Genomic DNA, 24,350 nt, shown 5'->3' on the forward strand with positions numbered 1-24,350 from the left:
CGGCGCTTATCCTCCCCGCTTGAGATTCTGCAAGGTCATGACCAGGTCGAGACCGACGGACGTGGTGGAGCCCCCATTGAAGAGGGAAAGGATCGGCGACGTCTGGACGCCGTTCTTCGCGTCCCACACCGCGGTGAAGCGCATGAGGAACTTCTTGAGCGTCTCCGGGTCCTTCAGCGATGCCAGATCCAGGCGCTTCTCGATCGTCGCTGCCTGCCGGTCGATGTCGGCCGCCTTCATCTCGTCGGGGAAGCCGAGCGTCGTGTAGACGACTTCCTGCAGGGCCGAATCGCCGAGGATGCTGTAGCCCGTCTTGATCTTGTCGACCGAGCGCTCGAAGTAGAGCGCCAGCCGGACCGCCTGGTTTTCCTCGCCGAGATCGATCTCGAGGGTCTGGCGGACATAGCGATCGACCACGCCCTGGCCGGCGTCCTGCGTCACCGTCGCGAGCGGTCCCGTGTCGGCGAAATTGAACGTCGTGGCGAAGTCGATGAACCGGTCGTCCGATACCCGATTGACGTAGGCAGCGTCGTCGTAAGGGCTCTCGCTCAGGACCTTCCGCATCAGCCCCTTGGCGTGGGACAGATCCTCCAGCCCGAAGGCCTTCATCGCGAACTTGAAGAGACGCGTGTCTTTCAGGAACTCATCGACCGAATTCACCTTCGCGATGTTGTCCAGATAGTACTTCGTCTCCAGCGCGACGGACCTTTCCTGGGCCTTCTGCGACAGCGTTCTGTCGAGGTCGCGCGTCGCCAATTGATAGGATGTGTAGGTGGAAAGCATGGCCGGTCCTCGAGAAGGGCAGGCCCGCACCATCGGCCGTGTGGCTTGCGCGAAGCTGCCGCCACACCATCCCCTGCCGGACCCCTCCGAGATCAGCCTCGCGCAAGCCAACGCGCCCTATGGTGAGCCCATCTTACCGGGAAGGGAGAAAATCCGTGGGCGTTCTCATAGGCCTTATTGTCGGCATCGGCTCCATGGCCGGGGGCTTTATGGCGATGGGTGGCCATATCGGAGTCATCTGGCAGCCGTTCGAATACGTCATCATCGGCGGAATCGCCCTCGGCACCTTCATCATTGCAAACCCGATGTCGGTCATCAAAGACACCGGCAAAGGTATTGTTGAGGCCCTGAAGGGTGCCGGGCCCAAGAAGGCCGACTATCTCGCGCTTCTTGGCCTGCTTTACTCTCTGATGCGCGAGTTGCGCTCCAAGCCGCGCAACGAGGTCGAAGTCCACATCGACAATCCGGCCGAGTCGTCGATCTTCCAGCACTATCCGAAGATCTACAAGGACAGCTACCTGACGCACTACATCTGCGACTACGCCCGCCTGATCCTTATCGGCAACGCCCGCTCGCATGAAATCGAGGCGCTGATGGAGCAGGAAATCTCCACCATCAAGAAGCACAAGGCCAAGCCCTACTCGGCGGTCAGCTCGGTGGCCGAGGCGCTCCCGGCGATCGGTATCTGCGCTGCGGTGCTCGGCATCGTGAAGGCGATGGGTGCAATCGACCAGTCACCCGAGATCCTCGGTCACTACATCGGCTCGGCGCTGATCGGCACCTTCGTCGGCATCTTCTCCTCGTACGCGATGCTCTCGCCGCTGGCGACCAAGATCAAGTCGACCCGGGAGAAGCAGTGCCAGCCCTACATCATCGTGAAGCAGACGCTGATCGCCTACATGAACGGCGCGCTTCCCCAGATCGCCCTCGAGCACGGCCGCAAGACCATCTCCGCGTCCGAGCGTCCGTCCATCGACGACGTCGAGAACGACTCGATCGCCAACATCCCCGGCTCCGGTGCCGCCCTCCAGCAGGCAGCCTAATACGATGAACGCAATGCCCTCTCCGGCGCGCGGCGACATCCGCGACAGGCTTCTCGACGCGGCCGGCCTGTCCCTCGACCGGCTGCCCATGCTGCACGTGATCTTCGACCGCGTGTCGACCCACTGTGCCGATGGCCTGCGCCACCTGGCCGCGTCCCAGTGCTACTACTCGCTCAGCAACATCGAGAGCGGCCGCATCGGCGACGTGCTCGAGGAATACGAAGGAAACGCCATCGTCGGCGTGTTCAACGCCCCGGGCTGGGACTCGCACGTCCTGGTCGGCTTCGACAGGGACTTCGTCTTCACGATGGTGGAGGCGCTGTTCGGATCGGACGGCTCGGAGCCGCCGGTCGACGACGAGCGCCCCTTCACCAACATCGAGATGCGCATCTGCCAGACGCTGTTCGAGCAGGTGGCGAAGGCGATGAAGGAGTCGTTCTCCCTCATCTCCAATACAAGCTTCAAGTTCGAGCGCCTGGAGACCCGCCTCGACTTCGCCGTCATCGGACGCCGCAACAACCAGTCGGTGGTTGCCAAGTTCCTGCTGCAGGCGATCAACCGCGGCGGCGAGATGTTCGTCATGATCCCGCAGTCGGCGCTGACGCCGATGCGGCAGACGCTGGCGCGCGCCTTCACCGGCGATTCCTCGGTCCGCGATCCCGCCTGGGTCCGGCAGATCAGCACGGAGGTCCGAAAGACCTCCGTGACGCTCAACGCCATTCTGGAGTCCCGGGAAATCTCGCTCGACGAAATCTCCCAGCTCAAGGTCGGCCAGGTGCTCCAGTTGTCCGCAACTCCTCGCACGCGGGTCAAGCTGGAAGGCAACAACCAGCCGCTGTTCTGGTGCCAGCTCGGCCAGGCTGAAGGTCTCTACAAGCTGCGTATCGAGGACATGGTGGATCAGGAGCAGGAGTTCATCGATGACATCCTACCTCGCTGATGCCGCGCTCCTGGTCGCGCTTGTCGTCACCAGCGTTTTCGCGGCCGCGATGTACCGCCGCCTGAAGCGGCTCGACCTCTACCATTCCGACTACAAGCGCATCCTCGCCGAAACCGACGACGCCCTCCAGGCGGCGCTCAGCGCGGTGGCGAGCCTCAGTGCCGAAGGTCGCGAAACGGCGATCACCCTCGCCGACCGGATCGAGAAGGCCGAATCCCTCATCCGCCAGTTCGACGCGCGGATCGAGGCGTCGGGCTCGAAAGACACGAACAGGCCGGCCTCGGCGCAAAAAGGATAGACCATGAACAGCATCGACCCCACGGACTTTTCCGACGACGCCCTCGACGACGAAGCCGGCACCGACACCTCGACGGAGACCGCCGACAAGTCAGGCGACTGGACCTTCGGCGGGACCCGGAACCTCGACTCGATCCTTCGCATCCCGGTCCTGATGCAGGTTGTGCTGGGATCGGCAACCATGCCCGTTGCCAACCTGATGAAGCTTGGCCGCGGCGCGATCGTGCCGCTCGACCATCGCGTCGGCGAGCCGGTCGACGTGGTCGTCAACGGCCGGGTCATCGCGCGTGGCGAAGTCGTGGTCGTGGAAGACGACAACTCCCGTTTCGGCGTCTCGCTGACCGAGATCGTCGGACCTCCGGGCTCCGAGACCAACCACTGAGACACGCGGGGACGGCGAGGCCGTCCATCCGTCCGCGCGGGCGCGCGCCGGTTCGCCTTAGGGCCGCCGGCGCTCTTCACCTCGCGGAAGCCGCTTTCTTCGAAACCGAGACAGGTCGATCCCACTGATGGTCACCACAGCTCCCTCCTCGAGATCACGACCGCTCAAGGGCCCCGACAAGGTTGCGGCCTTGCTCATGGCAATGGGGAAGCCGGCGGCCGCCCGCGTCATGCGTCACTTCAATGCGGACGAGATCCGCATGGTCACCCGGTCGATCGCCGAGCTCAAACCGGTTAGCACGGCCCAGATCGAGACGATCGTCGAAGACTTCGCCACGCAGTTCGGCACCGGCGCGAACCTCGTGGGAACCGTCGACGAAGTCGAAAAGCTGTTGAGCGGCGTCCTCGACCCGGAGGAGGTCCGCCAGATCATGAGCGACGTTCTGGGCAACCAGAACCACTCGATCTGGGACCGGATCTCCCAGGTGGCCGAACAGTCGCTCGCCTCCTACGTCGCGAAGGAGCACCCGCAGACGGCGGCGCTGATCCTCTCGAAGGTGAAGTCCGGCTGCGCGGCCAAGGTGATGGCGCAACTGACGCCGGAGATGCGCAACGACCTGACCCGCCGAATGCTCACCTTCAAGCCGATCGTCGACGAGACGATGCAGATCATCGAGAAGACGATCCACGACGATTTCATGATGAATTTCTCGCGCAACGCGGGTGCCGACACCCATGCGCGCATGGCTGACATCATCAACAAGATGGAGCGGGATCAGATGGAGCAGGTGCTCGATGACCTCTCCAACTCGAAGCCCAAGTCCGCCGAAATCCTCAAGGGCCTTCTGTTCACCTTCGACGACATCATTCGCCTGACCCCGCGGGCGCGGACGACGCTGTTCGACCAGGTCCCGACCGACAAGGTCGTGATCGCGCTCAAGGGCGCGGACGCGGAGTTCTGCAACATCATCCTTCAGTCCCTGGGTTCGCGCGTCCGCCGCATGGTGGAACAGGAAATCCAGGGCAGCGAACCGTCCTCCCAGCGGGACGTCGGCGAAGCGCGGCGCCTCATCACCGACCTCGCCCTGGAAATGGCCGGTCGCGGCGAGATCGAACTCGCCGACAACGACGACGACGGTTACGCGAACTAGGGCAGGATGAACCAAGAAGGTGTCAGAAGACCAGGACAAGGACAGCAAGACAGAAGATGCATCGGAGAAGAAAATCTCCGATGCGCTGGAGAAGGGCAACGTTCCCTTCTCCAAGGAAGCTCCCATTTTTGCGTCCCTGCTCGGCATCCTCCTCGTCCTGTCGTTTCTCGTCGCCGAGAAGGTACCGGCCCTCGTCTCCTCACTTTCACGCGTCTTCGACAACGCCGGCGGCTACCTCATCAAGGACGGGTCGGACGCCCTTCTCCTGTTTGCAGACATCGGCCGTGCGGTGGCGGTGTTTCTCGTGCCGATAGTGGCCCTGCTCAGTGTCCTGGGCCTCATCGCCTCCCTCAGTCAGAACGCGCCCCGGATCGTTGGCGAACGCATCCGGCCGCAGTGGTCGCGGATCTCACCCATGGCGGGATGGAAGCGCATTTTCGGCATTCAGGGCGTGATTGAGTTCGGGCGATCACTGGTCAAGTTCACCGCGATCGGAACGATCACGATCATGCTTCTCCGGAGCGAGATCGTCGGCGTGATCAACGCGATCACCAGCGATCCGACACTACTCCCGGCCAAGATTCTCTCCCTTGCGACCCGGCTGCTGGCCGCGGTCTGCGCGGCCACCATCGTGCTGGTGGCCGTCGACCTTCTCTGGTCGCGCTTCAAATGGCGCAAGGACCTGCGGATGTCGCACCAGGAACAGAAGGACGAGATGAAGCAGATGGAGGGCGACCCGATGGTGAAGGCGCGCATGCGCTCGCTCGCCAGAGACCGGGCCCGCCGGCGCATGCTGACCTCGGTTCCGCAGGCATCCGTGGTGATCGCCAACCCGACGCACTACGCGATCGCCCTGCGTTACCGCCAGGACGAGGGTGGCGCTCCGCTGGTGGTTGCCAAGGGCGCCGACCTCGTCGCCCTCAAGATCCGCGAGATCGCCACGCTGCACGGAATTCCGGTGATCGAGGACAAACCCCTCGCGCGATCCCTCTATGACGCAGTAGAAGTCGACCAATGGATCCCGCCGGAGTTCTACACCGCGGTGGCGAAAATCATCTACTACATCTACTCGCGCGAGGGTGATTGACATGGAAGCCGACAATCACTTCGTCAGCACGCAGGACGAACACGCGCGGCTGTATCGCCGCTATGAGCGGCTGCTGGCACGCACGCTGCGCGCCTTCATCGGCGAGCTGCAGCTCATCGATGCGGGCGTGCTGATCGGCTACATCCTCCTCGAGCGCGAGAGGCTGCTCGAGGATCTGATCGAGTCGTCCGCGGAGAACTTCCTGAAGCCCGGTTTCCTGCACTATGGCCGCGCCGCCTGCGCCAGGTGCGAATGGGGAAGCAAGCCGACCGCGGCGATCGAACTCGAGCTGCGCCATCCGCAGCTCACCGCCTATTTCAGCGTGGTCTTCGAGGCGGACTTCGTCGGCGTGAACCTGCACGGCATCCTCTATTCGGGTGCGCCGGGCAGCGACGACGAGAACTGGCTGCGCTTTGCCGCGGTCGTCGCCGAAAGCAGCCTCGCGGAAACCGGCCCCCGCCGCATCGACGGGCCGGCACAGCCCGATTCCACGGACCACTCGATGCACTGACGCGCCTGCATGGCGCGCCAGCGCCCGGGCCGCTGCCGGAACCATGGCACCGCGGCCATACGATCCAATGCGGACCATCGAGCGGATCGCAACGCGCCGCCTTATCTCGTGGCGTGCCTGCCCGACGCCGCGACTCCTTCCCCCACAGAGCCTGAAGCGTGACCGAACGCCCGTGCGGATCCTGATGATCCGCGGCGACGATCTCGGCCGGCCCCCTCCTTCGTACGTCCCGGATTGGCAGACCTAACCTGATTGCGGGTGAGGCGATCGCCCGGCCGTCAGGAGGCGTCGCTCCGGCACGATCCGCCCGTCTGGCTCGTTGCCGGATGGCGCGGAAACGGCCGCTCTTCGGAGCATCATCAGGAGTTCTACGGATCCGTGCGAAATCGCGGTCATCCGCCAGCCTCGGGCAAGGTTGCCTGCCTAGGTTCCACCGCGATGAAGCAGTGGAGGCTCCGAGTGGAACCTATTCATCTTTTCAACCTCTCTGGCCGCCATGCGCAGTGGGCGGCGGTGAGGCAGGCAACGATCAGCGCGAACATAGCGAATGCGAACACTCCGGGGTTCGTGGCGAAGGACATCGAGCCGTTCGAGGCCGTCCTCGACCGCACGAGCCTCCGGATGACCGCGACCGCCGTGGGCCACATCGGCTCGACACCGGACACCGACGGCACGACCGACGCTCGGCGCACCGACACGTGGGAAGTCACCCACTCGGGCAACAGCGTGAGCATCGACGAAGAACTCATGAAAGCCAATGAGGTCAGCCGCGCCTTCTCCCTCGACACCAACATCATGCGGTCCTTCCACCGCATGATCATGACCAGCCTGAGGAGCGGTTGATGATGGACCCGTTGATGGCCGTCGGCCGGATCGCAGGTTCGGGCCTCGAGGCCCAATCCACGCGTCTGCGTATCGTGGCGGAGAACATCGCCAACGCCCGCTCGACCGGCGCGACCCAGGGCGCCGAGCCCTACGCCCGCAAGACGATCCTCTTCGAGACCTCGTTCGACAACGCGCTCGGAGCCGAGCGTGTCGAGGTAAAGGGCGTCGTCCCGGACAAGACCCCGTTCCAGGTCGAATACGACCCCGGCCATCCGGCCGCGGACGCCAGCGGCAACATCAAGATGCCGAACGTCAACATGCTCGTGGAAATGGCCGACATGCGTGAGGCCACGCGCTCCTACGAGGCCAATCTCCAGATGATGAAGCAAGCACGCTCGATGATCTCGATGACCATCGATCTGCTGAGGGGGTCGTGACGATGATGATCAATGCAATCGGGAGCGTCGGTTCCGTCGCGACCCAGATACGTCCGGAAGGCGCGACCGCCACGGCGGCTGCGTCCCCCACCTCCTTCGGGGAGGTGCTGGCGAAAATGTCGGCTGACGCGATCGGCACGATGAAGACCGGCGAGGCCACCGCGATCTCGGGCATCCAGGGCAATGCCTCGGTGCAGAAGGTCGTCGAGGCGATCATGTCGGCCGAGGAGACCCTGCAGGCGGCCATCGCGATCCGCGACAAGGTTGTGAACGCCTACCAGGAAGTCAGCCGGATGGCGATCTAGGGGATTGATATGAAAGCACTTGCGATCGCCGCCACGGGCATGAGCGCCCAGCAGACCAACGTTGAAGTCATCGCGAACAACGTCGCGAACATCAACACGACGGGCTTCAAGCGGGCCCGTGCCGAATTCTCCGATCTGCTCTACCAGTTCGAGCGCGTTCAGGGCGTCCCCAACCAGGGTGGCGAGAACCCCGTTCCGGAAGGGGCGCGCGTCGGGCTCGGCGTGCGCACGGTCGGCGTGCGCAACCTGCACATCCAGGGCCCGCTGACCAACACGTCGAACCCGCTCGACCTCGCCATCAACGGCGGCGGCTGGTTCCAGATCGTCGGCCCGAACGGCGAGAGCCTCTACAGCCGCGCCGGAGCCTTCAACAAGGGTCCGGAAGGACAGCTTGTGACCGTCGACGGCTATGCGGTCCAGCCCGCGATCATCTTCCCGGACGACACGACCGACATCACCATCAACGAGTCGGGCGAGGTCTATGCCCAGGTCGCCTCGCAGCAGGATCCGCTGCTGCTCGGCCAGCTGACCCTCGTCTCCTTCGCGAACCCGGCCGGCCTCGAGCCGCTCGGCGACAACCTCTACCGCGAGACCGCCGCATCCGGGCAGCCGCTCGAGGGCGTCGCCTCCGAGGCAGGCCTCGGCAAGATCCACCAGGGTTATCTCGAGGGCTCCAACGTCGATCCGGTCAAGGAAATCACCGAGCTGATCTCGGCGCAGCGCGCCTACGAGATGAACTCGAAGGTCATCCAGGCCGCCGACGAGATGTCCGGCACCGTGTCCAAGGGAATTCGCTGAGGCGCATGATGGCACACGCGATCCGCCGTCTTCTCCCCATCGCCGCCGGTGCGGTCGCCTGCCTTGCGGCCGCGGGCTCGGCGCTCGCCGCCCAGGTGCAGGGCATGCTTCCGGTGCCGTCGGTCACCATCTATCCCGGCGACGTCATCGCGCCGGAGATGCTGACCGAGCGCCCCTTCTACTACGATCCGAACCTGCCGCTCGCCGTCGTTGATTCCGCGGAGCCCATCCTGGGCAAGGTGGCCCGGCGGACGCTGGTCGCCGGCAAGCCGATCCCGAACAACTCGTTCGGCGAGCCGACCCTGATCACGCGCGGTCAGCCTGCGGAAGCCCGCTTCGAGGCGGGCAACCTGACCATCAGCGCAACCGTCATGCCGCTCCAGTCCGGTGCGCTCGGCGCGCTCATCCAGGCCCGGAACCTCGATTCCGGCCAGATGATCGCCGGGATCGTACAGGCCGATGGCAGCCTTCTCGTGGGAAGCGGCCGATGACCCGCTGGCTCTGCCTTCTCGCCGCGCTTGCGGTCTGCGTGAGCGGACCCGCGGGTGCGACCCGCATCAAGGACATCACCAATCTCCAGGGCGTCCGCGACAACCAGCTGATCGGCTACGGCCTCGTCATGGGCCTTCAGGGCACCGGCGACACGCTGCGCAACTCGCCCTACACCGAGCAGGCCCTCCAGTCGATGCTCAACCGGCTGGGCGTCAACGTCCAGGGCGTGCCGCTGCGGGCACGCAACGTCGCCGCGGTGACCGTCACCGCCGACCTGCCTCCCTTCGCGGGGGTGGGCTCGCGGATCGACGTGAATATCTCGTCCGTTGGCGACGCCACCTCGCTCAAGGGGGGAACGCTGGTCGTCACCCCGCTGATGGGCGGTGACGGGCAGACCTATGCGGTCGCCCAGGGACCGCTCGCCGTGTCCGGCTTCACCGCCCAGGGCGCCGCCGAGACGCTCACCCAGGGCGTGCCGACCGCCGGGCGTATCCCGAACGGCGCCATCGTCGAGCGCCAGGTTCCCGGCGGCCTCGGCAACATCGGCACGCTCGTGCTGGAACTCGACAACCCCGACTTCAAGACCGCCGCGACCATCGCCGACGCCATCAACGCCTATTCGACCGGCCGTTACGGCCAGCGGGCGGCCCGCGAACGCGACATGCGTTCGGTGGTGCTGACCCGGCCCGCCAAGGTTTCCCGGGCCCGTTTCCTCGCCGAAATCGGCGAGCTGCCCATCCGGCCGGACATTCCGGCCCGGGTGGTCATCGATCAGCGCACCGGCACCGTCGTCGTCGGGCAGAACGTCGAGATTTCGACGGTCGCCATCGCCCACGGCAACATGACGGTGCGGGTCACCGAGATGCCCGTGGTGTCCCAGCCGAATCCGTTCTCCGACGGCGCGACGGTCGTCGTGCCGCAGACCGTGGTCAATGCCGAGGAAGGCAGCGGCCACCTGGCCGTCGTCGGCGGCTCCGACCTCCAGACGCTGGTCCACGGGCTGAACCGCGTGGGCCTGAAGCCGACCGACATCATCGCCGTCCTGCAGGCCATCAAGACCGCAGGCGCCCTTCAAGCCGAACTCATCGTTCAATAGACCCGCACCGGCCGACGGTGCCGGTAGTCCCCCCACAGGAGGGGTTCCGTCATGTTCACATTCTGCAAGGCGTCTGCGGCCGCGCTTCTCGCGGCGACCCTCGCTGCCGGGCCGGGTCTGGCCAACGAGCCGGTTCCCGTCGCACCGGACACCGCGGCCGCATCGGCCGCCCCGGAAGGCAAGGGGAACGAGGGAGCGGACAAGCCGGCCCTCCAGTCGGTCAACCCGACCGACCGCAACGCGGCCGAATACTGCGCCAACATCGCTGACGCGGCGACCGACGCGCGCTTCCAGCGCCAGGTCGAGGCCCTGAAGGAGCTCGAGAAGAAGATCCAGGAGCGGGTCGTCACCCTGGAGCAGAAGCGCGCCGAATACGAAGACTGGCTGCAGCGGCGCGAGAAGTTTCTGAAGAGCGCCGAAGACAATCTTGTCGCCATCTACACGCAGATGCGGCCGGACTCTGCCTCTCAACAGCTTGCCATCATGAACGAATTCACCGCGGCCGCCATCCTCGCCAAGCTTCCGGCGCGGACCGCGAGTGCCATCCTGAACGAGATGGACCCGACCAAGGCCGCTCAGCTCACCAACATCATGGCCGGCCTCTCCGACCGGGCCAGCAGCCAGAGGAACGCCGGATGAGGCCCTCCCTTTTCGCCGCCGCGGCGGCAGCGCTCGTCGTCGCCGGGTGCCAGTCTTCGAAAGACAATCTGTTCACCGGCCCGGAGCTCACTCCCGTCGGTCAGGGCGTGGTCATCCAGACCGCCGCCATGCCGACGAGCTATGCCCCGGCGGCACCGAAGGCGCTGGGATCCACCTGGGGTGGCCAGGGTCAGGATCTCTTCCGCGACATGCGCGCCAACCGGATCGGCGACGTGCTCACCGTCACCATCCAGATCAACGACAAGGCGCAGTTCGACAACGCCAGCGACCGGTCGCGTGACGGCAAGGCGAAGTTCGGGCTCAACGCCGCGCTCGCGGCCGCCGGCTTCGGCCTCGGGGCGAGCGCAGCCGACCTGTCCGCCGACCTCGACATCAAGTCCGGCACGAGCACCAAGGGCCAGGGCACCATCGACCGGTCGGAGAAGCTCCGGCTGTCCGTCGCGGCCGTCGTCGTCGACGTCATGCCCAACGGCAACCTGCTGATCAGCGGCTCCCAGGAAATCCGCGTCAACTACGAGGTTCGCGTCCTCAACATCGCAGGCGTCGTGCGCACGCTCGACATCGCCGACGACAACACGATCGCCTACGACAAGATCGCCGAGGCCCGGATCTCCTATGGTGGCCGTGGCCGTCTCACCGACATGCAGCAGCCGGCGTGGGGGCAGCGCCTCTACGACGTTGCCGCACCGTTCTGATCCGGGGACGAAATGGCAAAGGACATTGAAGCCCCGGCCGAAGAAGCCGCTCCGCCCCAGAAGAAGAAAAAGGGTGGCACGCTGATCGCAATCCTCGCGCTGACCGTTCTCGCGGTCGGCGCGGGCGGCGGCATCGGCATGAAGCTCGCGTCGACGGTCGAGAAGGCCGTGACCAGCCGCGAGGTCGACCAGCCGGCCGTCGCGACCAGCGAGATGCGGTATTCCGGCGACGATGTGCTGTTGCGCCTCGAGCCGGTGATCGCCAACCTGGCCGCGCCCAGCGACACGTGGATCCGCATCGAGACGGCGATCGTCTTCCCGAACGGCTCGCTGGCCAACCCCGACGTGGCAGCGGCGCAGATCGGCCAGGACATCGTGGCCTATGCCCGCACGCTGTCCCTGAGCCAGCTGCAGGGGCCGACGGCGCTGCAGTACCTGCGCGACGACCTGAACGAGCGCGCGTCCCTTCGCACCGACGGCAAGGTCAGCGAACTCATCATCGAAACCATGGTGGTGCAGTGATGGTCCGGTTCGTCCCATCGCTCGGCCGTCGCCCGCTGGCGCTCGCGCTGGTCGCGGGTCTCGCCACCCTCATCCTCCCGGCGGCGGCGGCCGCACAGGAGCTGCCGTCGCTCGACGCCCTGCTTCCCGACGGTTCGGCCTCCGCCACCGGCCGGATGGTGCAGTTCGTGGCGCTGATCACCATCCTGTCGATCGCCCCCGGCCTGTTGATCATGGTGACCAGCTTCACCCGGTTCATCGTGGCGCTCTCGTTCCTGCGGTCCGGGCTCGGCCTGCAGACGACACCGGCCAATCTGGTGATGATCAGCCTGTCCCTGTTCATGACGTTCTTCGTCATGCAGCCGACGTTCGAGCGGGCCTGGAACGATGGCATCCAGCCGCTGACGGAGAACCGGATCAGCGAGCAGGAAGCCTACGCCAAGATCACGGACCCGTTCCGCGAGTTCATGCTTGGGCAGGTGCGCGACAAGGACCTGAGCCTGTTCGCCGATCTTGCCAACGTGCCACCGATCGGGCCCGGCGAGCAGGTCGAGCTGCGTATCCTGGTGCCCGCCTTCATGATCTCCGAGCTGCGCCGCGGCTTCGAGATCGGCTTCCTGATCGTGCTGCCGTTCCTGGTGATCGACATGATCGTCGCCACCCTCGTCATGTCGATGGGCATGATGATGATGCCGCCGACCGTGATCGCACTGCCGTTCAAGATCCTGTTCTTCATTCTCATCGACGGCTGGAATCTGCTGGTCGGAAGCCTGGTGAAGTCGTTCTTCTGATCGACCCGGCCGGCGGCTCCGGCCGCCGGCGACTGTCGAGAGCTCCGCGCCGCGCGCGTGCCTCCCCCGCCGGGTCGCGCCAACTCCCTCCGCCTTCTGACCAATCAGGTCTCCTCGCCCGGATCGCGTCGATCCGGGCGATTGCATTTCCGGCGATGCTCCGCGACTTGGCCAGCGCGACCAGCCGGTCGATCGGGCATCCGATCCGACGCGGCGGGAGCGCCACTCTTGTGCGCCCCACGGCATCGTCTCCCGGCGCAAGCTTCGCGCAAGTTTGGTCTGAGATGGTCTCGCCATGGCAGATTGGCTGCTTGCTCGCGAAGCAAGCAGTGGCCGGGCTCCGGAAGAAACGGGTCCAGCATCCAAAGGCATGATGCCGCTCTGCCATACCGGTGAGAGCCCGGTATGTCCCCCGACAACTTCATTCAACTTAGAGGGACATCCCAATGTCTAGCATCATCACCAACACCTCGTCGATGGTCGCCCTGCAGACCCTGCGCGGCATCAACAGCAGCCTCGACGAGACCAACAACCGCGTGTCGACGGGTCTCCGCGTCAACTCGGCCGCCGACAACGCCGCCTACTGGTCCATCGCCACCACGACCAAGTCCGACAACGGCGCGCTCAGCTCCGTGAAGGACGCCCTTGGTCTCGGCAAGGCCTCGGTCGACACCGCCAACACCGGTCTCGACACCGTTCGCGAGTCCCTGCAGAAGGTCAAAGAGAAGCTTGTTACGGCCGCCGCTCCGGAAGCCGACAAGAGCAAGCTTCAGACGGAAATCCGCAGCCTGCTCGACGGCATCCGGAACACGGCCGACTCGTCGGTCATCTCCGGCAACAACTGGTTGTCGGTGAACACCGCCGGCGAGACCAAGGACATCGTCGTGTCCTTCTCGCGCTCCGGTACGTCGATCGCGCTCGACACGATCTCCGTCGATATGGACAGCTTCTCCCTCTACGAGGCCGGCACCAACACCGGCATCATGGACAAGGCGCGCTCGTCCACGAGCTACACCAGCTCGCTCGCCGTCGTGGCGACGGCCTTCGACGACCCGACTGACGAGGTCGAGTTCAACGTGACGATCGGTGGCAACACCACCAAGGTCACGATCAACCAGGCCACTGTCGAGTCCGCTCTCGGCACCGGCACCACCGCGCTCACCAACGCCGCCGACTTCAAGGCGGTGATGGAAAAGGCCTTCTCCGACGCCGGCATCAAGGATCTTGCCCTGACCGCCGACAACACGGGTGGCACTGTGAGCATCGACAGCGCGAAGAGCTTCTCGCTCAGCGCACTGACGGTCGTGACCGACGCCGCGACGGCTGACCTGGATGCGAGCGACTTCGGCCTCGCCACTTCGCCGACCGTGACGACGACCTCCACGCAGATCGCCGTCGCCGACATCGACATCTCCAGCGCGACGTCCACCGACGTCGTGAACTACCTGAAGGTCGTCGATGCCGCGCTTCTCGATCTCACCGACGCGTCGACCAAGGCTGGTGCTCTGACCGCCCGCATCGACTCGCAGGAGAACTTCGTGACGGCGCTGATGGACGCCAACGAGCGCGCAATCGGCACGCTGGTTGACGCCGACATGGAAGCGGAATCGACCCGCCTGAAGGCTCTGCAGACTCAGCAGCAGCTCGCCGTTCAGTCGCTGTCGATCGCCAACTCCTCCAGCCAGAACATCCTCTCGCTGTTCCGCGGCTAAAACTGACAGCTTTCGTTTCGACGAAGGCTTTGGCCACGCTCGGCAACGAGCGTGGCCTTTTTCTTGTCTGCGCCGGGGCCGCAACGTCCGCGCAAGGTTGATCACCGACAGTCCCCCCTGTCGCCGGCGCATGAAGTCCTCGCCGGCAAACCCGAAGATGTGATTCCCGCCGTGCTGGCTTGCCATTCGTCTTGGCAGCGTCCGCATCGTGCGGCCTTCGAGGAATGGAAAGCTGTCGATGAGCGGCCGCGAACAGGCACAACGTCTGTGGAACAATATTCGAGAGCTCGGCACCCGCCGTCTCGTGGCTCTCGGCCTTGTCGGCCTCACCGTCATCCTGGTGGTGGCCGTGGGTGCCTTTTTTCTGAGCCAGCCCGAGAGGGAGGCGCTCTACGTCGATCTGTCGCGCGAGGACGTCAGCCGCATCGGCGGCGCGCTCAAGGACGCCGGCATTGACTTCGACGTCTCGTCCGACGGCACCTCGGTGCTCGTTGCGCATGCCGACACCTCTCGCGCCCGAATGCTGTTGGCCGAGAACGGCCTGCCGCAGGACACCAACTCCGGCTACGAGCTGTTCAACGAACTCGGCTCGTTCGGCCTGACCTCCTTCATGCAGGAAATCACGCGCGTCCGCGCCCTGGAGGGGGAACTTGCGCGCACCATCCAGTCGATGAAGGGGATCAAGGCGGCGCGCGTCCACATCGTGCTGCCCGAGCGCGGCTCCTTCCGCCGCGACCAGCAGGTGGCCTCGGCCTCCGTCGTCATCCGCACCGAACGCCCCAACGACTCCAACGACGCCCAGGCGATCCGCCATCTCGTCGCGGCCGCCATCCCCGGCATGACGCTCGACAACGTCACCGTTCTCAACACCGAAGGTACGGTGCTGGCCTCGGGCGAGGACGGCGACAACGCCGCCACCGGCAAGCTGGCGAACCTTCAGGACCGGGTGAACGGCGAGATCGAGGCCAATATCCGCCGCACGCTGACCCCGTACCTTGGCCTCAACAACTTCGAGATCTCCGTCGCCTCGACCCTCGACACCGACAAGACGCGGACAAGCGAAACCATCTTTGATCCGAACTCCCGGGTGGAGCGGTCGGTCCGCGTCATCAAGGAGAACGCGCAGTCGCGCAACAGCTCCAACGAGACCCCGGCGACGGTTCAGCAGAACATCCCGCAGGAGCAGCTTCCGACCGCGACCGGGGGCGGTTCGAACGAGCAGAACGAGCGCCGCGAAGAACTGACGAACTTCGAGATTTCCTCGAAGGTGGTCGAGACGGTCAGCGACGGCTTCCGGGTCAAGCACCTGTCGATCGCCGTCCTGGTGAACAAGGAGCGGCTGATGGCCGCCGCGGGCACCAATGGCGGCTCCGTTCCGGTCGACGCGCAGATCGCGGAGATCGAGCAGCTCGTTGCCTCCGCGGCCGGCCTCGATTCCGAGCGCGGCGACCAGCTCAAGGTCTCGGCGGTCGGCTTCGCCGCCGGCGCGGGCGAGCTCGAACCCGTGGCTCCGCTCTCCGTTCTCGACCTGCTGATCCGGCAGTTCGGCACGCTCATCAACGCCGCCACCATGCTTGTGGTCGCCATCCTTCTGATCTGGTTCGGTCTTCGACCGGCGATGCGGGCCATCCTCGCCCGGCCGCAGGACGAAGAGCAGGCTGCGCTCGATGCCACGGCCCTGCCGGCGCTCGACACCTCCGTCGTCACCCTTGAGGACGGCACTCAGGCGCTCCTGCCCGATGAGGATATCAACCTCATCGAGGACCTCACCTCGAAGCGCAACCGCACCCCGCAGAAGCGCCTCGAGCAGATCATCGAGTACGACGACGAGCAGGCCGCCGCGGTGCTCCGCCAGTGGCTGGGCAGCGAAGCAAAGGCTTGATCGACATGAACGCGCTCGCCCGCCTCATTCCCGACTTCGACGCGCCCCATGTCCCGGTCGTCCAGACCGAGCCGACGCTTCTGTCGTTCGTGGAAGCCGCCGACAAGCCGGCCCCCGGACCCGACCTCGCGGCCGTCGAAGCCCGCGCCCGCGCCGAGGCGCGCTCGGAGGCCGAGGCGGAATGCGAGCGGCTGCGGGCCGAGGACCGCCTGCGCTTCGACGAGGAACTTGCCGAAAGCCGTCGTGGCTGGGCCGACGCCGAGGGCCAGCGGCTTGCGAAGCATCTCACCGACGCGTTGGCCGACCTCGAAGCCCGCATCGCCGAAACCGCTGCGCGCGCGATCGGACCGTTCCTCGCGGCCCCGTTGCGCACCAGGGCGATCGACGAACTTGGCGAAGCGATCACCGCACTGCTGGCCGACAACGAGCATCCCAATCTGCGGGTTACTGGCCCTGAGGACCTGCTGGATCGGGTCCGCACCCACCTCGGCGATCGCGCGGCCTCGATCTCCTTCCAGCCAGGGGAGACCGCGGACGTCCGTGTGATCTCCAGTTCGACCGTCATCGAAACCCGACTGCGCGCCTGGCTCGACCGCCTGGCCGAAGCTGTGAATTGAGCCGCCCATGGGACCCGCCGACCATCAGGAACTGATCATCATCCGCCGCATCGAGGAGGATGAGCACGAGCATCACTCGAGCGCCTGGAAGGTGGCTCACGCCGACTTCATGACGGCGATGATGGCGTTCTTCCTGATCATGTGGCTCATCAACGCGACCGACGACGAAGTCCGCAAGATGGTGGCCGCCTACTTCAATCCGGTCGATCTGGCCGCGAGCGTCACCAACACCAAGGGACTGCACGACCCCGAGGACGCCGGCCTCGTCACGCCGGAGAACAATCCCGGTCGGGGCGAGGGCGAAGGCGGCGGCGAGCACGCGCCGGAACCCAGCGACGCAACCCAGGCCGCACGCGAACAGGCGGCCTTCCAGGACCCCTACTCCATTCTCGCCAAGCTCGCCGCCGAGGCCGAGCCGAACCAGTCGAGCGACATCGATGTTCCGGAAGGCGAGGCCGGCGATCCGGGAGAGACCGGCGGCGATATCCTGCGCGACCCCTTCGACCCGGTCTACTGGCAGACCGACGCCTCCCGGCCGTCGGTCGCCGAAGCCCCGGGCAAGGCGGGCACCGAGGCCAGCAGCCCCACCGCGGCGCTTCCGGATGCGCGGGCTGCCCGTCCCGACGGCACCGCCGCCGAATTGATGGCAAGCGCCATCGAGAATGCCGCCGCCATAGCCGAGGCCGAACAGGCAGCGGCTGAACAGAGCGACCGCGCCCTGGCACTTTCCGGCGCCGCTGAAATCCTGCCGGCGGGAGAGGGCGCCGACGCCGATCCGCAGGCCGTCACCTCGCTGGCACGGGAGCTGGGCACCGCGCTCGACGACACCGGCACCGCCGGCGGGAAGCCGCACCTCGCGGTCCAGCAGACCGCCGAAGGCCTTCTTGTCAGCCTGACCGACGACATCGACTTCGCCATGTTCCCGGTCGGCTCCGCGGTTCCGGACCCGAAGGTGGTCAAGGCGATGGAGACCATCGCCCGGGCCTTGCAGCACCGCGATGGCGATATCGTCATCCGCGGCTATACCGACGCCCGGCCGTTCCGCTCGGAAACCTACGACAACTGGCGGCTCTCGAGCGCCCGCGCCCACATGGCCCGCTACATGCTCGTGCGCGGCGGGCTCGACGAAGGCCGGATCGTCAGCGTCGAGGGCCACGCAGACCGTGACCTGAAGGATCCGCAGGATCCGAACGCTCCCGAGAACCGGCGCATCGTGATCCTGCTTCGCGAGCCGGCGAAAGGCACCCGGCCATGACCGTTCGTTCGCGTCTGCCCGCCACCGTCCTCGCGCTGGCCGCGTGCGCGCTCGCAATCGCAAGGCCGGATGGCGCCGCCGCCCAGGCGACGCCGTCGACCCCGGTTGCCGTCTCCCCTCCGGCCACGGGAGAGCCGATGGTGCTCGTGCCGCCGAGTCCGGAAGCGGCCGAACCAAAGCGCCGCGGCGGCTTCGGCGTCTTTTCCCCCTTCCGCCGGCCGGTGCCGCCGCCGCCGAGGATGGACGCCATCCATCGGCCAACGATCACGGTCCCGACCGCGCAAGCCTCGGTCCCGGCGGCCGGAACCGCGCAGGCCGACGCCGCCGCGGCCATGCCTGGCGACGTACCGCAGGACGCGGTGACGGCCGCTACGGCGGTGCCGGAAAGCGCTCGTCGCATCCCACTGCCGACCCCTCACCCGACCCGGGAAGCCACCGTGGCGACCGCGGCTGCGCCTTCGGAACGGACGCTCGACCCGATCACGGTGGCCACGGATCCAGGCCTCTCGGCCGAACTCAGGAACGAACGCGCCCTCGACATGGCCGCTGCCGCGGCGAACTCAGTTGTTGCCGGATCCACCGCCGCCACCGGCGCGGTGACAACCGAGGAGCCGGAGGCTCCGATCGTCGCGTCCGCCTCCGCCGGCGTGCCGGTTCCCCGGCCGCGTCCAGGTCCGCAGGCACCGGCCCTGTCGGTCGCACAAATCGAGGTGGCGGCCTTGCAGCCGGCCGCGGAGCCGCTCCCGACCGGGAATCCTCATGGCGCCTCCGCCGGGCATCTTGAGCCGTCCGTCGCGTCCCAGGCGACGAACGTCCCGGAGGCGATCTCCGAGACCTTGGAGATCGCCGAGGTCACTGCCGAAGGCGAGACCGCTGGTCTTCACGGTGATGCCCCACCGGCGGGCCAGCAGAGCGATTCCGCCGAGCCGGTCGCGGTGACGGAAGAACACGCACCGGCCGACGCGTCGGCACCGGTCGAGCCCGTCGCACATACGGCCGAGGAGATCGTCGCTGTGTCTGGCGAAGGGGAGCTTGTGGTGGAAGCCGCTCAAAGCCCGTCACCCCATCCGCCCGCGGACGTGGCGGAAGCCGATCCGCACATCGCGGACGAACCCGAGACGCACGCCACGGAACCCCACGGTGACGCCACCGGCGCGCACGGCGCCGAGACGGTCGCCGACGGCGGTCATGGGGCGGCAGAAGAGGCCCACGAGACCTCCGAGACCGATGCGGGGCACGGAGCGACGGCAAGCGGCCACGGAGATGAAGTCCCCGCGGCACCGCCGCTGGACCTGCCGTCGCGGCTGGGCGGAGCCGACGCAACGGCCAGCGGCAACGCGATCGCGCCCCCGTACCAGCTCGTCCGCACGCTGCAGACGCTGCAGGACAACATCGCTGGAGGGTCCTCCGCGGCCCTTGCCGCCCAGAAGGTGCTGCTCGCCCGGCTCGACCGGGATCTGCTGGCGGCGGATCCGGCCCTTTGGGCGGAGCGCCGGAACGCCGAGGCCCTCGTCGTTTACACGCTCAGCGGGGGCCGTCCGGAGGTGACCCGCGAGCTCCTGTCGCGCGATCCCAGTCCGAACGTCGACGAGCGGCTCCTCCGCGGAGCGCTTGCCTATGTCCTTGGACGCGAGTCGGAAGCGCGCAAGCTGCTCGGAGAACAGGACCCGCTGTCGCTGCCCACCAACCTGGCCGGCCAGGTGGCGCTCGCCCAGGCAACCCTGACCCTCGCCACCGAGCCCGAAAAGTCGCTCCAGCTTCTCGACCTCGCCCGTCTTCTCTCGCCGGGTACCCTCGTGGAGGAAGCCGCGCTGCGGCGCGAGATCTATCTCGTGAGCGAGCAGAACGACGTCGACAAGTTCGAGCAGCTCGCACGGCAGTATCTTCGCCGGTTCCGCCACTCGGTCTATGCCGGCAACTTCCGACAGCGGTTTGCGGCGGCCCTCACCCGGATGAGTTTCGTCGACGACCCGGCCCAGTTCCAGCGGCTGGACGTGCTCCTCGCCGACGTCGATGACGACTCCCGCCGCGAACTCTATCTCGTCGTGGCCCGCGCGGCGGTGAATGGCGGAAAGACCGCCGTTGCCGCCATGGCGGCCGAAAGGGCGCTCCAGTCCGCGCAACCGGCGTCCCGCGACCGCGCCCGGGCACTCCTCTATCGCGGGGCCGCCCTCGCCGTGACGCCGGACGGGTTGATGACGTCGCTCGACGATCTGAAAGCGGTCGACCGCAGGCTGCTCACCCCATCCGACGCGGCCCTCTACGACGCGGCCGCGGCGACCGCTAACCTCATCCTGACGGCCCCGGAAGGCGCGGCGGTCGACGAGACCGCCGTGGCCGAAGCGAGCGAAGCCATGATCGAATCCGAAGTGCTGGCATCGGCGACATCCGCCGTCGAGGCGGTGGACACTCTCTTGAGCGAGACCCAATAATGGCTGGCGTCAGCAGTTCCCGCCCCGACATGCCGCTGCGAGACGACGCCGCGAAGATCGCTGGAAGGCCTTCCCGGGAAGGCTCGGTCCGAACGGCGTTGCCCCAGGACGAAGGCGGAGACGACGCACCCGACTTCGCTGCACTTCTGAAGAAGGCGGGTTCCGAAAAGGCCATGCCGCAGACGGGGTCGGACGCAGCGAAGCAGACCCGCGGGACGGCCGAGGCGGCGGACAGCCAGCCGTCGCTCGAACCCGGCCCGCTCGACCCCAAGCTCGGTCGCGCGGAACGCGATGGCCGCGGCAAGGCCGAGGCTGAGGCCGACGGCGAGCCCGGTCCAGATCGGCAGCTGGGCCTGCGCAATCTCCTGGCAAGCTGGTCCGAGCCGGGTGCCGCGCCAGCGGTATCCGCCGACGGAGCGCCGACCCGCCCGGCTCCCGAGGCCGCGATCGCCGCCGCATTGGCCACGCGCCCCGCATCCGTTGCCGCGGAGCCAGCCGGCGACGATCGATCGACCGCACCCAGGGAATCCGGCTCGACGTCCGCGCATTCACCGGACCATCCGGGTCGGCAACGTCCGGCCGCGATCATGCCCGGAGAGGTCAAGCCCGCGCCGATGGAGCTCCGCCCCTCCAATGGCGGGGCCGCGCCGGCCGGCACACCGGCTCCGATCGTGATGTCGGCCGACATCATCGATCGCCAGACCCACTTTGCCCCCGTCGACACGCTTGCGAGAGGCCAGCGCGCCGCGCCGGGGCGCCTGAACCCGGCGGACGACGCGGCCAAGGGACCCGCCGGAGTGAGCCGCGCCGAACAGGCGGGCGGATCCGGAACCGTAGTCGAGGAGCCGCAATCCGCAACGGACGACGAAGCGGCGGCCGACCCCAGGCTACCGATCCGCGAGCGCTCCAGCGACGCCGTTTCATCCGACAGGCCGGGGGCGCGCGAAGCTCGAGCCCGAGACGGTGGCGATGGCCCGGCTACGGCCGGAACCACCGCGGCCGCCGGCGCAACCTCGACGACGCCGTCGCCTGCAGCGCCCGGCCTGCCGACCGCGACCTTGCAACGTCTTGCCGGCAGCATTCTCGCGACCGCCGGCGAGCTTGCGGCAAGCCAATCGGCAGCGCCGGCGTCCGCCGAGGGATCTGCGGCGACCGACCGGGGGCCGGTGCGCGTGCTCGACCTCGAGCTCACGCCGGCCGATCTCGGCCTGGTGCGGGTTCGCCTTCGGCTGATCGGAAACGGCATCGACCTCCAGATCGCGGCCGCCCGGCCAACGACGGCCGAGTACCTCCAGGAAGACCGTCATCGGCTGAGCGCGATCGTCGAGAACGCCGGATACGACATCGACAGCCTGACGGTGCAGACGTCGGGAGATGGATTCCGGTCGCACATCCTGCCGAGCATCCGCCAGGACGCGGCGCCGAACCCGGCCCAGACCGGCGGCGCGTTTCAGCCCCAGGCCGACGCCGGCGCGCAATCCCATAACGGTCGCGGCGGCAGCCCCGACCAGCGTTCATCACCGTCTCACCTCAAGGAAATCGATGGTTCACAGGTTCAGGAGGGCGAGCGCTCTCGCCCTGGCTCTCTTTACGTCTAGCCTCGCGCTGGCGGCGCCCGCCGTTGCCGGAAACATCTGCGAGAAGGAAATGGAACGGGCCTCGGCGCAGTACGGCGTGCCGCTCGGCATTCTCTATGCCGTGGGGCTGACAGAAACCGGCCGAAAGGGGTCGCTCCAGCCCTACGCGATGAACATCGAGGGCAAGTCGTTCTTCGGCAAGAGCTCGGCCGAAGCCCAGCGCAAGTTCGCCGAGGCGCGCAGCCAGGGCAAGAAGCTGATCGACCTCGGCTGCATGCAGATCAACCATCATTTTCACGCCGAGAAGTTCCGCTCCATCAGCCAGATGCTCGAGCCCCGCGCCAATGTCGATTATGCGGCCCGCTTCCTGAAGGAGCTGAAGGCAAGGGAAGGCAGCTGGACGATGGCCGTCGCCCGCTATCACGCGGGCCCCAACAACAACCCTGCCCAGAAGCGCTACGTCTGCGCGGTCATCCGCAACATGGTCGCCACCGATTTCGGCACCTGGACGCCGAACGCCCGCCGCTTCTGCGGCTGACGCATCCGGCCCGGAGGCCGCCTCCCCGACGCCGTTCGCGCAAACAAAGAAGGCCCGCCGATCCGATCGGCGGGCCTTTTCTTTGCGACGGGTGAGTTCACGGTCGATGGCGAGAGCGCTCGGCCCCGATCGATCCATTCCGGGCCGAAGGGCGCTTGAGGCCCGACAACGCCAAGGCGCGCGGCAGGAAACCGCGCGCCTTGGCGTCCGAGCCTCCGGAGCAACCCGCCCTCAGGGAAAGAGCGAGTCGATATCGTCCTGGGACACCACGTCGGCATCGCCGTTGAGGACCGGGCCGTGCATCTCGACGCCCGACGCGGTGCGGGTGAAGCTGTGGGCTTCCTGAGCCTCGGAGTCGTACTCCTCGTTGAGCGACCCGAAGCTCTTCCAGATGTCGGCCATCGTAGCGAGACGCGTCTCGATGAAGTGCATCAGGCCGACCACCTTGCTGATGCGCTGGCCGGTGATGTCCTGGAAGTTGCAGGCCTCGAAGATGCGAACGGTGTTCTCGTGGATCTGCTCGACCAGTTCGCGTTCGGCGTTTTCCAGCGACGCGGACTTCGACAGGCGCGAGGCCAGATCCTCGATGGTCTCGGCGGTGGCAAGAATGGCATCCGTCGCCCCCTCGGTGTCCGACACGACGGCATCGAGCTCGTCGGTGGCACGATGGAACTGCGCCTTCTTGTTTCCCCTCGCGTTCAGGGCACCGAGCTCGCCGCGGGTCCGCTTGATCGCATCCTGGATCGTCTCGACACCGGCAAGGAGGGTCACCCCGCCACTCGGCGCGGAGCCGTCCTGGGCCCGCTCCTCGAGGCGCGTGATCAGGTCTCTCAGATCGGCAAGTTCACTGTGAATGCGGTCGAAATGCGTAAGCAGCGCCGTCGGGGCCTCGACGTTCGCCGCCTTCTGATCTCGTCCGGCGCGCTCAATGCGATATGGTCGCAAGCCTGCCGACATCGGCGTCTCCTTTGGCTCAATACAAGTTTTCGCGAAGATTTTATAGTATGGCTCCGCGATCTACGTAAATTCCCCCCCGAACACCAAAGCAAGCCTCGCGCAAGTTAACCTCCATTACACGATATGTATCGAAACCGGTGCGCCGCCCGAGAGTGAGCGTATCTCTGACGATCAATCATATGGAGCTAACGATGGCGCTCGACTTCTCGATGCCGGTCTTGGTGGTCGACGACTACAAGACGATGATCCGCATCATCAAAAATCTCCTGAAGCAGCTCGGCTTCGAGGACGTGGACGAAGCCACCGACGGCACCGAAGCGCTCGGCAAGCTCAAGGAGCGCACCTACGGCCTCGTCATCTCCGACTGGAACATGCAGCCGATGACCGGCTACGAGCTCCTGCAGCACGTGCGCTCGGACGACGCCCTCAGCGCGATCCCGTTCATCATGGTGACGGCCGAAGCCAAGTCCGAGAACGTCGTCGCCGCGAAGAAGGCCGGCGTCTCGAACTACATCGTGAAGCCGTTCAACGCCCAGACGTTGAAGGGCAAGATCGAGACCGTCTTCCAGAACTGACCTGCGCGCCAA

27 protein-coding genes are annotated in these 24,350 nt (G+C 66.5%); 25 read left to right on the forward strand and 2 right to left on the reverse strand.

Annotated features, from left to right (window positions below; all coding sequences use genetic code 11):
* Window positions 1-6: 6 nt before the first annotated feature.
* The gene (locus AB7M35_RS22745) at window positions 7-783 is read right to left on the reverse strand and encodes a DUF1217 domain-containing protein (RefSeq protein WP_453962866.1); all 777 of its coding nucleotides are present in this window, start codon (window positions 781-783) and stop codon (window positions 7-9) included.
* A gap of 155 nt (window positions 784-938) precedes the next feature.
* Here AB7M35_RS22745 and motA point away from each other — a divergent pair, with 155 nt between their 5' ends.
* The 24 genes from motA to AB7M35_RS22865 all read left to right on the forward strand — a co-directional run bounded on the left by motA (window position 939) and on the right by AB7M35_RS22865 (window position 22,806).
* Window positions 939-1,826 carry a flagellar motor stator protein MotA gene (motA, locus tag AB7M35_RS22750; RefSeq protein ID WP_453962867.1) on the forward strand — a complete coding sequence of 296 codons (888 nt, stop codon included), beginning with the start codon at window positions 939-941 and terminating at the stop codon, window positions 1,824-1,826.
* 13 nt (window positions 1,827-1,839) lie between these two features.
* Complete coding sequence (locus AB7M35_RS22755; RefSeq protein ID WP_453962868.1) at window positions 1,840-2,766, forward strand: flagellar motor switch protein FliM; 927 nt, start codon at window positions 1,840-1,842, stop codon at window positions 2,764-2,766.
* Window positions 2,747-3,064 carry a hypothetical protein gene (locus AB7M35_RS22760; protein ID WP_453962869.1) on the forward strand — a complete coding sequence of 106 codons (318 nt, stop codon included), beginning with the start codon at window positions 2,747-2,749 and terminating at the stop codon, window positions 3,062-3,064. The genes AB7M35_RS22755 and AB7M35_RS22760 overlap by 20 nt, the downstream gene beginning before the upstream one ends.
* A 3-nt stretch (window positions 3,065-3,067) precedes the next feature.
* The gene (gene fliN / locus AB7M35_RS22765; protein WP_453962870.1) at window positions 3,068-3,445 is read left to right on the forward strand and encodes a flagellar motor switch protein FliN; all 378 of its coding nucleotides are present in this window, start codon (window positions 3,068-3,070) and stop codon (window positions 3,443-3,445) included.
* A gap of 127 nt (window positions 3,446-3,572) precedes the next feature.
* Window positions 3,573-4,595, forward strand: coding sequence for a flagellar motor switch protein FliG (locus AB7M35_RS22770; RefSeq protein WP_453962871.1), 1,023 nt, complete (start codon window positions 3,573-3,575; stop codon window positions 4,593-4,595).
* A gap of 19 nt (window positions 4,596-4,614) precedes the next feature.
* Window positions 4,615-5,682: a flagellar biosynthesis protein FlhB gene (gene flhB / locus AB7M35_RS22775; protein WP_453962872.1), complete on the forward strand. Its 1,068-nt coding sequence runs from the start codon at window positions 4,615-4,617 to the stop codon at window positions 5,680-5,682.
* 1 nt (window position 5,683) lies between these two features.
* Complete coding sequence (locus AB7M35_RS22780) at window positions 5,684-6,193, forward strand: hypothetical protein (RefSeq protein WP_453962873.1); 510 nt, start codon at window positions 5,684-5,686, stop codon at window positions 6,191-6,193.
* Window positions 6,194-6,652: 459 nt separating this feature from the next.
* Entirely contained in the window at window positions 6,653-7,036 is a 384-nt protein-coding gene (gene flgB, locus AB7M35_RS22785; RefSeq protein WP_453962874.1) for a flagellar basal body rod protein FlgB, read from the forward strand.
* Window positions 7,036-7,455, forward strand: coding sequence for a flagellar basal body rod protein FlgC (gene flgC / locus AB7M35_RS22790; protein WP_453962876.1), 420 nt, complete (start codon window positions 7,036-7,038; stop codon window positions 7,453-7,455). Before flgB ends, flgC begins: the two co-directional genes overlap by 1 nt.
* A gap of 5 nt (window positions 7,456-7,460) precedes the next feature.
* A complete protein-coding gene (locus AB7M35_RS22795) occupies window positions 7,461-7,760 on the forward strand; it encodes a flagellar hook-basal body complex protein FliE (RefSeq protein ID WP_453962973.1) in 300 nt (99 codons plus the stop codon).
* Between the two features lie 9 nt (window positions 7,761-7,769).
* Window positions 7,770-8,558, forward strand: coding sequence for a flagellar basal-body rod protein FlgG (gene flgG / locus AB7M35_RS22800; RefSeq protein WP_453962877.1), 789 nt, complete (start codon window positions 7,770-7,772; stop codon window positions 8,556-8,558).
* Between the two features lie 8 nt (window positions 8,559-8,566).
* Window positions 8,567-9,049: a flagellar basal body P-ring formation chaperone FlgA gene (gene flgA / locus AB7M35_RS22805; RefSeq protein WP_453962878.1), complete on the forward strand. Its 483-nt coding sequence runs from the start codon at window positions 8,567-8,569 to the stop codon at window positions 9,047-9,049.
* Window positions 9,046-10,146, forward strand: coding sequence for a flagellar basal body P-ring protein FlgI (gene flgI, locus AB7M35_RS22810; RefSeq protein ID WP_453962879.1), 1,101 nt, complete (start codon window positions 9,046-9,048; stop codon window positions 10,144-10,146). Before flgA ends, flgI begins: the two co-directional genes overlap by 4 nt.
* A gap of 51 nt (window positions 10,147-10,197) precedes the next feature.
* A complete protein-coding gene (locus tag AB7M35_RS22815; RefSeq protein WP_453962880.1) occupies window positions 10,198-10,785 on the forward strand; it encodes a MotE family protein in 588 nt (195 codons plus the stop codon).
* Window positions 10,782-11,501, forward strand: a complete 720-nt coding sequence (gene flgH / locus AB7M35_RS22820) for a flagellar basal body L-ring protein FlgH (protein WP_453962881.1) — start codon at window positions 10,782-10,784, stop codon at window positions 11,499-11,501. The genes AB7M35_RS22815 and flgH overlap by 4 nt, the downstream gene beginning before the upstream one ends.
* A gap of 12 nt (window positions 11,502-11,513) precedes the next feature.
* Entirely contained in the window at window positions 11,514-12,023 is a 510-nt protein-coding gene (locus tag AB7M35_RS22825) for a flagellar basal body-associated FliL family protein (protein WP_453962882.1), read from the forward strand.
* Entirely contained in the window at window positions 12,023-12,793 is a 771-nt protein-coding gene (fliP, locus tag AB7M35_RS22830; protein ID WP_453962883.1) for a flagellar type III secretion system pore protein FliP, read from the forward strand. The genes AB7M35_RS22825 and fliP overlap by 1 nt, the downstream gene beginning before the upstream one ends.
* 446 nt (window positions 12,794-13,239) lie before the next feature.
* The gene (locus tag AB7M35_RS22835; RefSeq protein WP_453962884.1) at window positions 13,240-14,505 is read left to right on the forward strand and encodes a flagellin N-terminal helical domain-containing protein; all 1,266 of its coding nucleotides are present in this window, start codon (window positions 13,240-13,242) and stop codon (window positions 14,503-14,505) included.
* 238 nt (window positions 14,506-14,743) lie between these two features.
* Window positions 14,744-16,387 (forward strand): flagellar basal-body MS-ring/collar protein FliF, encoded by a 1,644-nt coding sequence (gene fliF, locus AB7M35_RS22840; RefSeq protein ID WP_453962885.1) that lies wholly within the window; start codon window positions 14,744-14,746, stop codon window positions 16,385-16,387.
* Window positions 16,384-17,004 carry a hypothetical protein gene (locus AB7M35_RS22845; RefSeq protein WP_453962886.1) on the forward strand — a complete coding sequence of 207 codons (621 nt, stop codon included), beginning with the start codon at window positions 16,384-16,386 and terminating at the stop codon, window positions 17,002-17,004. Before fliF ends, AB7M35_RS22845 begins: the two co-directional genes overlap by 4 nt.
* 7 nt (window positions 17,005-17,011) lie before the next feature.
* Window positions 17,012-18,259, forward strand: coding sequence for a MotB family protein (locus AB7M35_RS22850; protein ID WP_453962887.1), 1,248 nt, complete (start codon window positions 17,012-17,014; stop codon window positions 18,257-18,259).
* The gene (locus AB7M35_RS22855) at window positions 18,256-20,691 is read left to right on the forward strand and encodes a hypothetical protein (protein WP_453962888.1); all 2,436 of its coding nucleotides are present in this window, start codon (window positions 18,256-18,258) and stop codon (window positions 20,689-20,691) included. Before AB7M35_RS22850 ends, AB7M35_RS22855 begins: the two co-directional genes overlap by 4 nt.
* Entirely contained in the window at window positions 20,691-22,289 is a 1,599-nt protein-coding gene (locus AB7M35_RS22860; RefSeq protein ID WP_453962889.1) for a flagellar hook-length control protein FliK, read from the forward strand. Before AB7M35_RS22855 ends, AB7M35_RS22860 begins: the two co-directional genes overlap by 1 nt.
* Complete coding sequence (locus AB7M35_RS22865; RefSeq protein WP_453962890.1) at window positions 22,234-22,806, forward strand: transglycosylase SLT domain-containing protein; 573 nt, start codon at window positions 22,234-22,236, stop codon at window positions 22,804-22,806. Before AB7M35_RS22860 ends, AB7M35_RS22865 begins: the two co-directional genes overlap by 56 nt.
* A 231-nt stretch (window positions 22,807-23,037) precedes the next feature.
* Here the strand turns inward: AB7M35_RS22865 and AB7M35_RS22870 are convergent, their stop codons facing one another.
* Complete coding sequence (locus tag AB7M35_RS22870) at window positions 23,038-23,763, reverse strand: protein phosphatase CheZ (protein ID WP_453962891.1); 726 nt, start codon at window positions 23,761-23,763, stop codon at window positions 23,038-23,040.
* A 191-nt stretch (window positions 23,764-23,954) separates the two neighbouring features.
* Between AB7M35_RS22870 and AB7M35_RS22875 the strand changes: the two genes are divergently transcribed.
* Window positions 23,955-24,338 (forward strand): chemotaxis response regulator CheY, encoded by a 384-nt coding sequence (locus AB7M35_RS22875; protein WP_453962893.1) that lies wholly within the window; start codon window positions 23,955-23,957, stop codon window positions 24,336-24,338.
* Window positions 24,339-24,350 lie beyond the last annotated feature (12 nt).

This window comes from Amorphus suaedae (assembly GCF_053629675.1).

Bases quoted from the DNA above. Each gene is read 5' to 3' on its own strand.
- AB7M35_RS22745 (WP_453962866.1), bottom strand. From the start codon at position 783: ATGCTTTCCACCTACACATCCTATCAATTGGCGACGCGCGACCTCGAC.
- AB7M35_RS22755 (WP_453962868.1), top strand. From the start codon at position 1,840: ATGCCCTCTCCGGCGCGCGGCGACATCCGCGACAGGCTTCTCGACGCG.
- AB7M35_RS22760 (WP_453962869.1), top strand. From the start codon at position 2,747: ATGACATCCTACCTCGCTGATGCCGCGCTCCTGGTCGCGCTTGTCGTC.
- fliN (WP_453962870.1), top strand. From the start codon at position 3,068: ATGAACAGCATCGACCCCACGGACTTTTCCGACGACGCCCTCGACGAC.
- AB7M35_RS22770 (WP_453962871.1), top strand. From the start codon at position 3,573: ATGGTCACCACAGCTCCCTCCTCGAGATCACGACCGCTCAAGGGCCCC.
- AB7M35_RS22780 (WP_453962873.1), top strand. From the start codon at position 5,684: ATGGAAGCCGACAATCACTTCGTCAGCACGCAGGACGAACACGCGCGG.
- flgC (WP_453962876.1), top strand. From the start codon at position 7,036: ATGATGGACCCGTTGATGGCCGTCGGCCGGATCGCAGGTTCGGGCCTC.
- AB7M35_RS22795 (WP_453962973.1), top strand. From the start codon at position 7,461: ATGATCAATGCAATCGGGAGCGTCGGTTCCGTCGCGACCCAGATACGT.
- flgG (WP_453962877.1), top strand. From the start codon at position 7,770: ATGAAAGCACTTGCGATCGCCGCCACGGGCATGAGCGCCCAGCAGACC.
- flgA (WP_453962878.1), top strand. From the start codon at position 8,567: ATGGCACACGCGATCCGCCGTCTTCTCCCCATCGCCGCCGGTGCGGTC.
- flgI (WP_453962879.1), top strand. From the start codon at position 9,046: ATGACCCGCTGGCTCTGCCTTCTCGCCGCGCTTGCGGTCTGCGTGAGC.
- AB7M35_RS22815 (WP_453962880.1), top strand. From the start codon at position 10,198: ATGTTCACATTCTGCAAGGCGTCTGCGGCCGCGCTTCTCGCGGCGACC.
- flgH (WP_453962881.1), top strand. From the start codon at position 10,782: ATGAGGCCCTCCCTTTTCGCCGCCGCGGCGGCAGCGCTCGTCGTCGCC.
- AB7M35_RS22825 (WP_453962882.1), top strand. From the start codon at position 11,514: ATGGCAAAGGACATTGAAGCCCCGGCCGAAGAAGCCGCTCCGCCCCAG.
- fliP (WP_453962883.1), top strand. From the start codon at position 12,023: ATGGTCCGGTTCGTCCCATCGCTCGGCCGTCGCCCGCTGGCGCTCGCG.
- AB7M35_RS22835 (WP_453962884.1), top strand. From the start codon at position 13,240: ATGTCTAGCATCATCACCAACACCTCGTCGATGGTCGCCCTGCAGACC.
- fliF (WP_453962885.1), top strand. From the start codon at position 14,744: ATGAGCGGCCGCGAACAGGCACAACGTCTGTGGAACAATATTCGAGAG.
- AB7M35_RS22850 (WP_453962887.1), top strand. From the start codon at position 17,012: ATGGGACCCGCCGACCATCAGGAACTGATCATCATCCGCCGCATCGAG.
- AB7M35_RS22855 (WP_453962888.1), top strand. From the start codon at position 18,256: ATGACCGTTCGTTCGCGTCTGCCCGCCACCGTCCTCGCGCTGGCCGCG.
- AB7M35_RS22860 (WP_453962889.1), top strand. From the start codon at position 20,691: ATGGCTGGCGTCAGCAGTTCCCGCCCCGACATGCCGCTGCGAGACGAC.
- AB7M35_RS22865 (WP_453962890.1), top strand. From the start codon at position 22,234: ATGGTTCACAGGTTCAGGAGGGCGAGCGCTCTCGCCCTGGCTCTCTTT.
- AB7M35_RS22870 (WP_453962891.1), bottom strand. From the start codon at position 23,763: ATGTCGGCAGGCTTGCGACCATATCGCATTGAGCGCGCCGGACGAGAT.
- AB7M35_RS22875 (WP_453962893.1), top strand. From the start codon at position 23,955: ATGGCGCTCGACTTCTCGATGCCGGTCTTGGTGGTCGACGACTACAAG.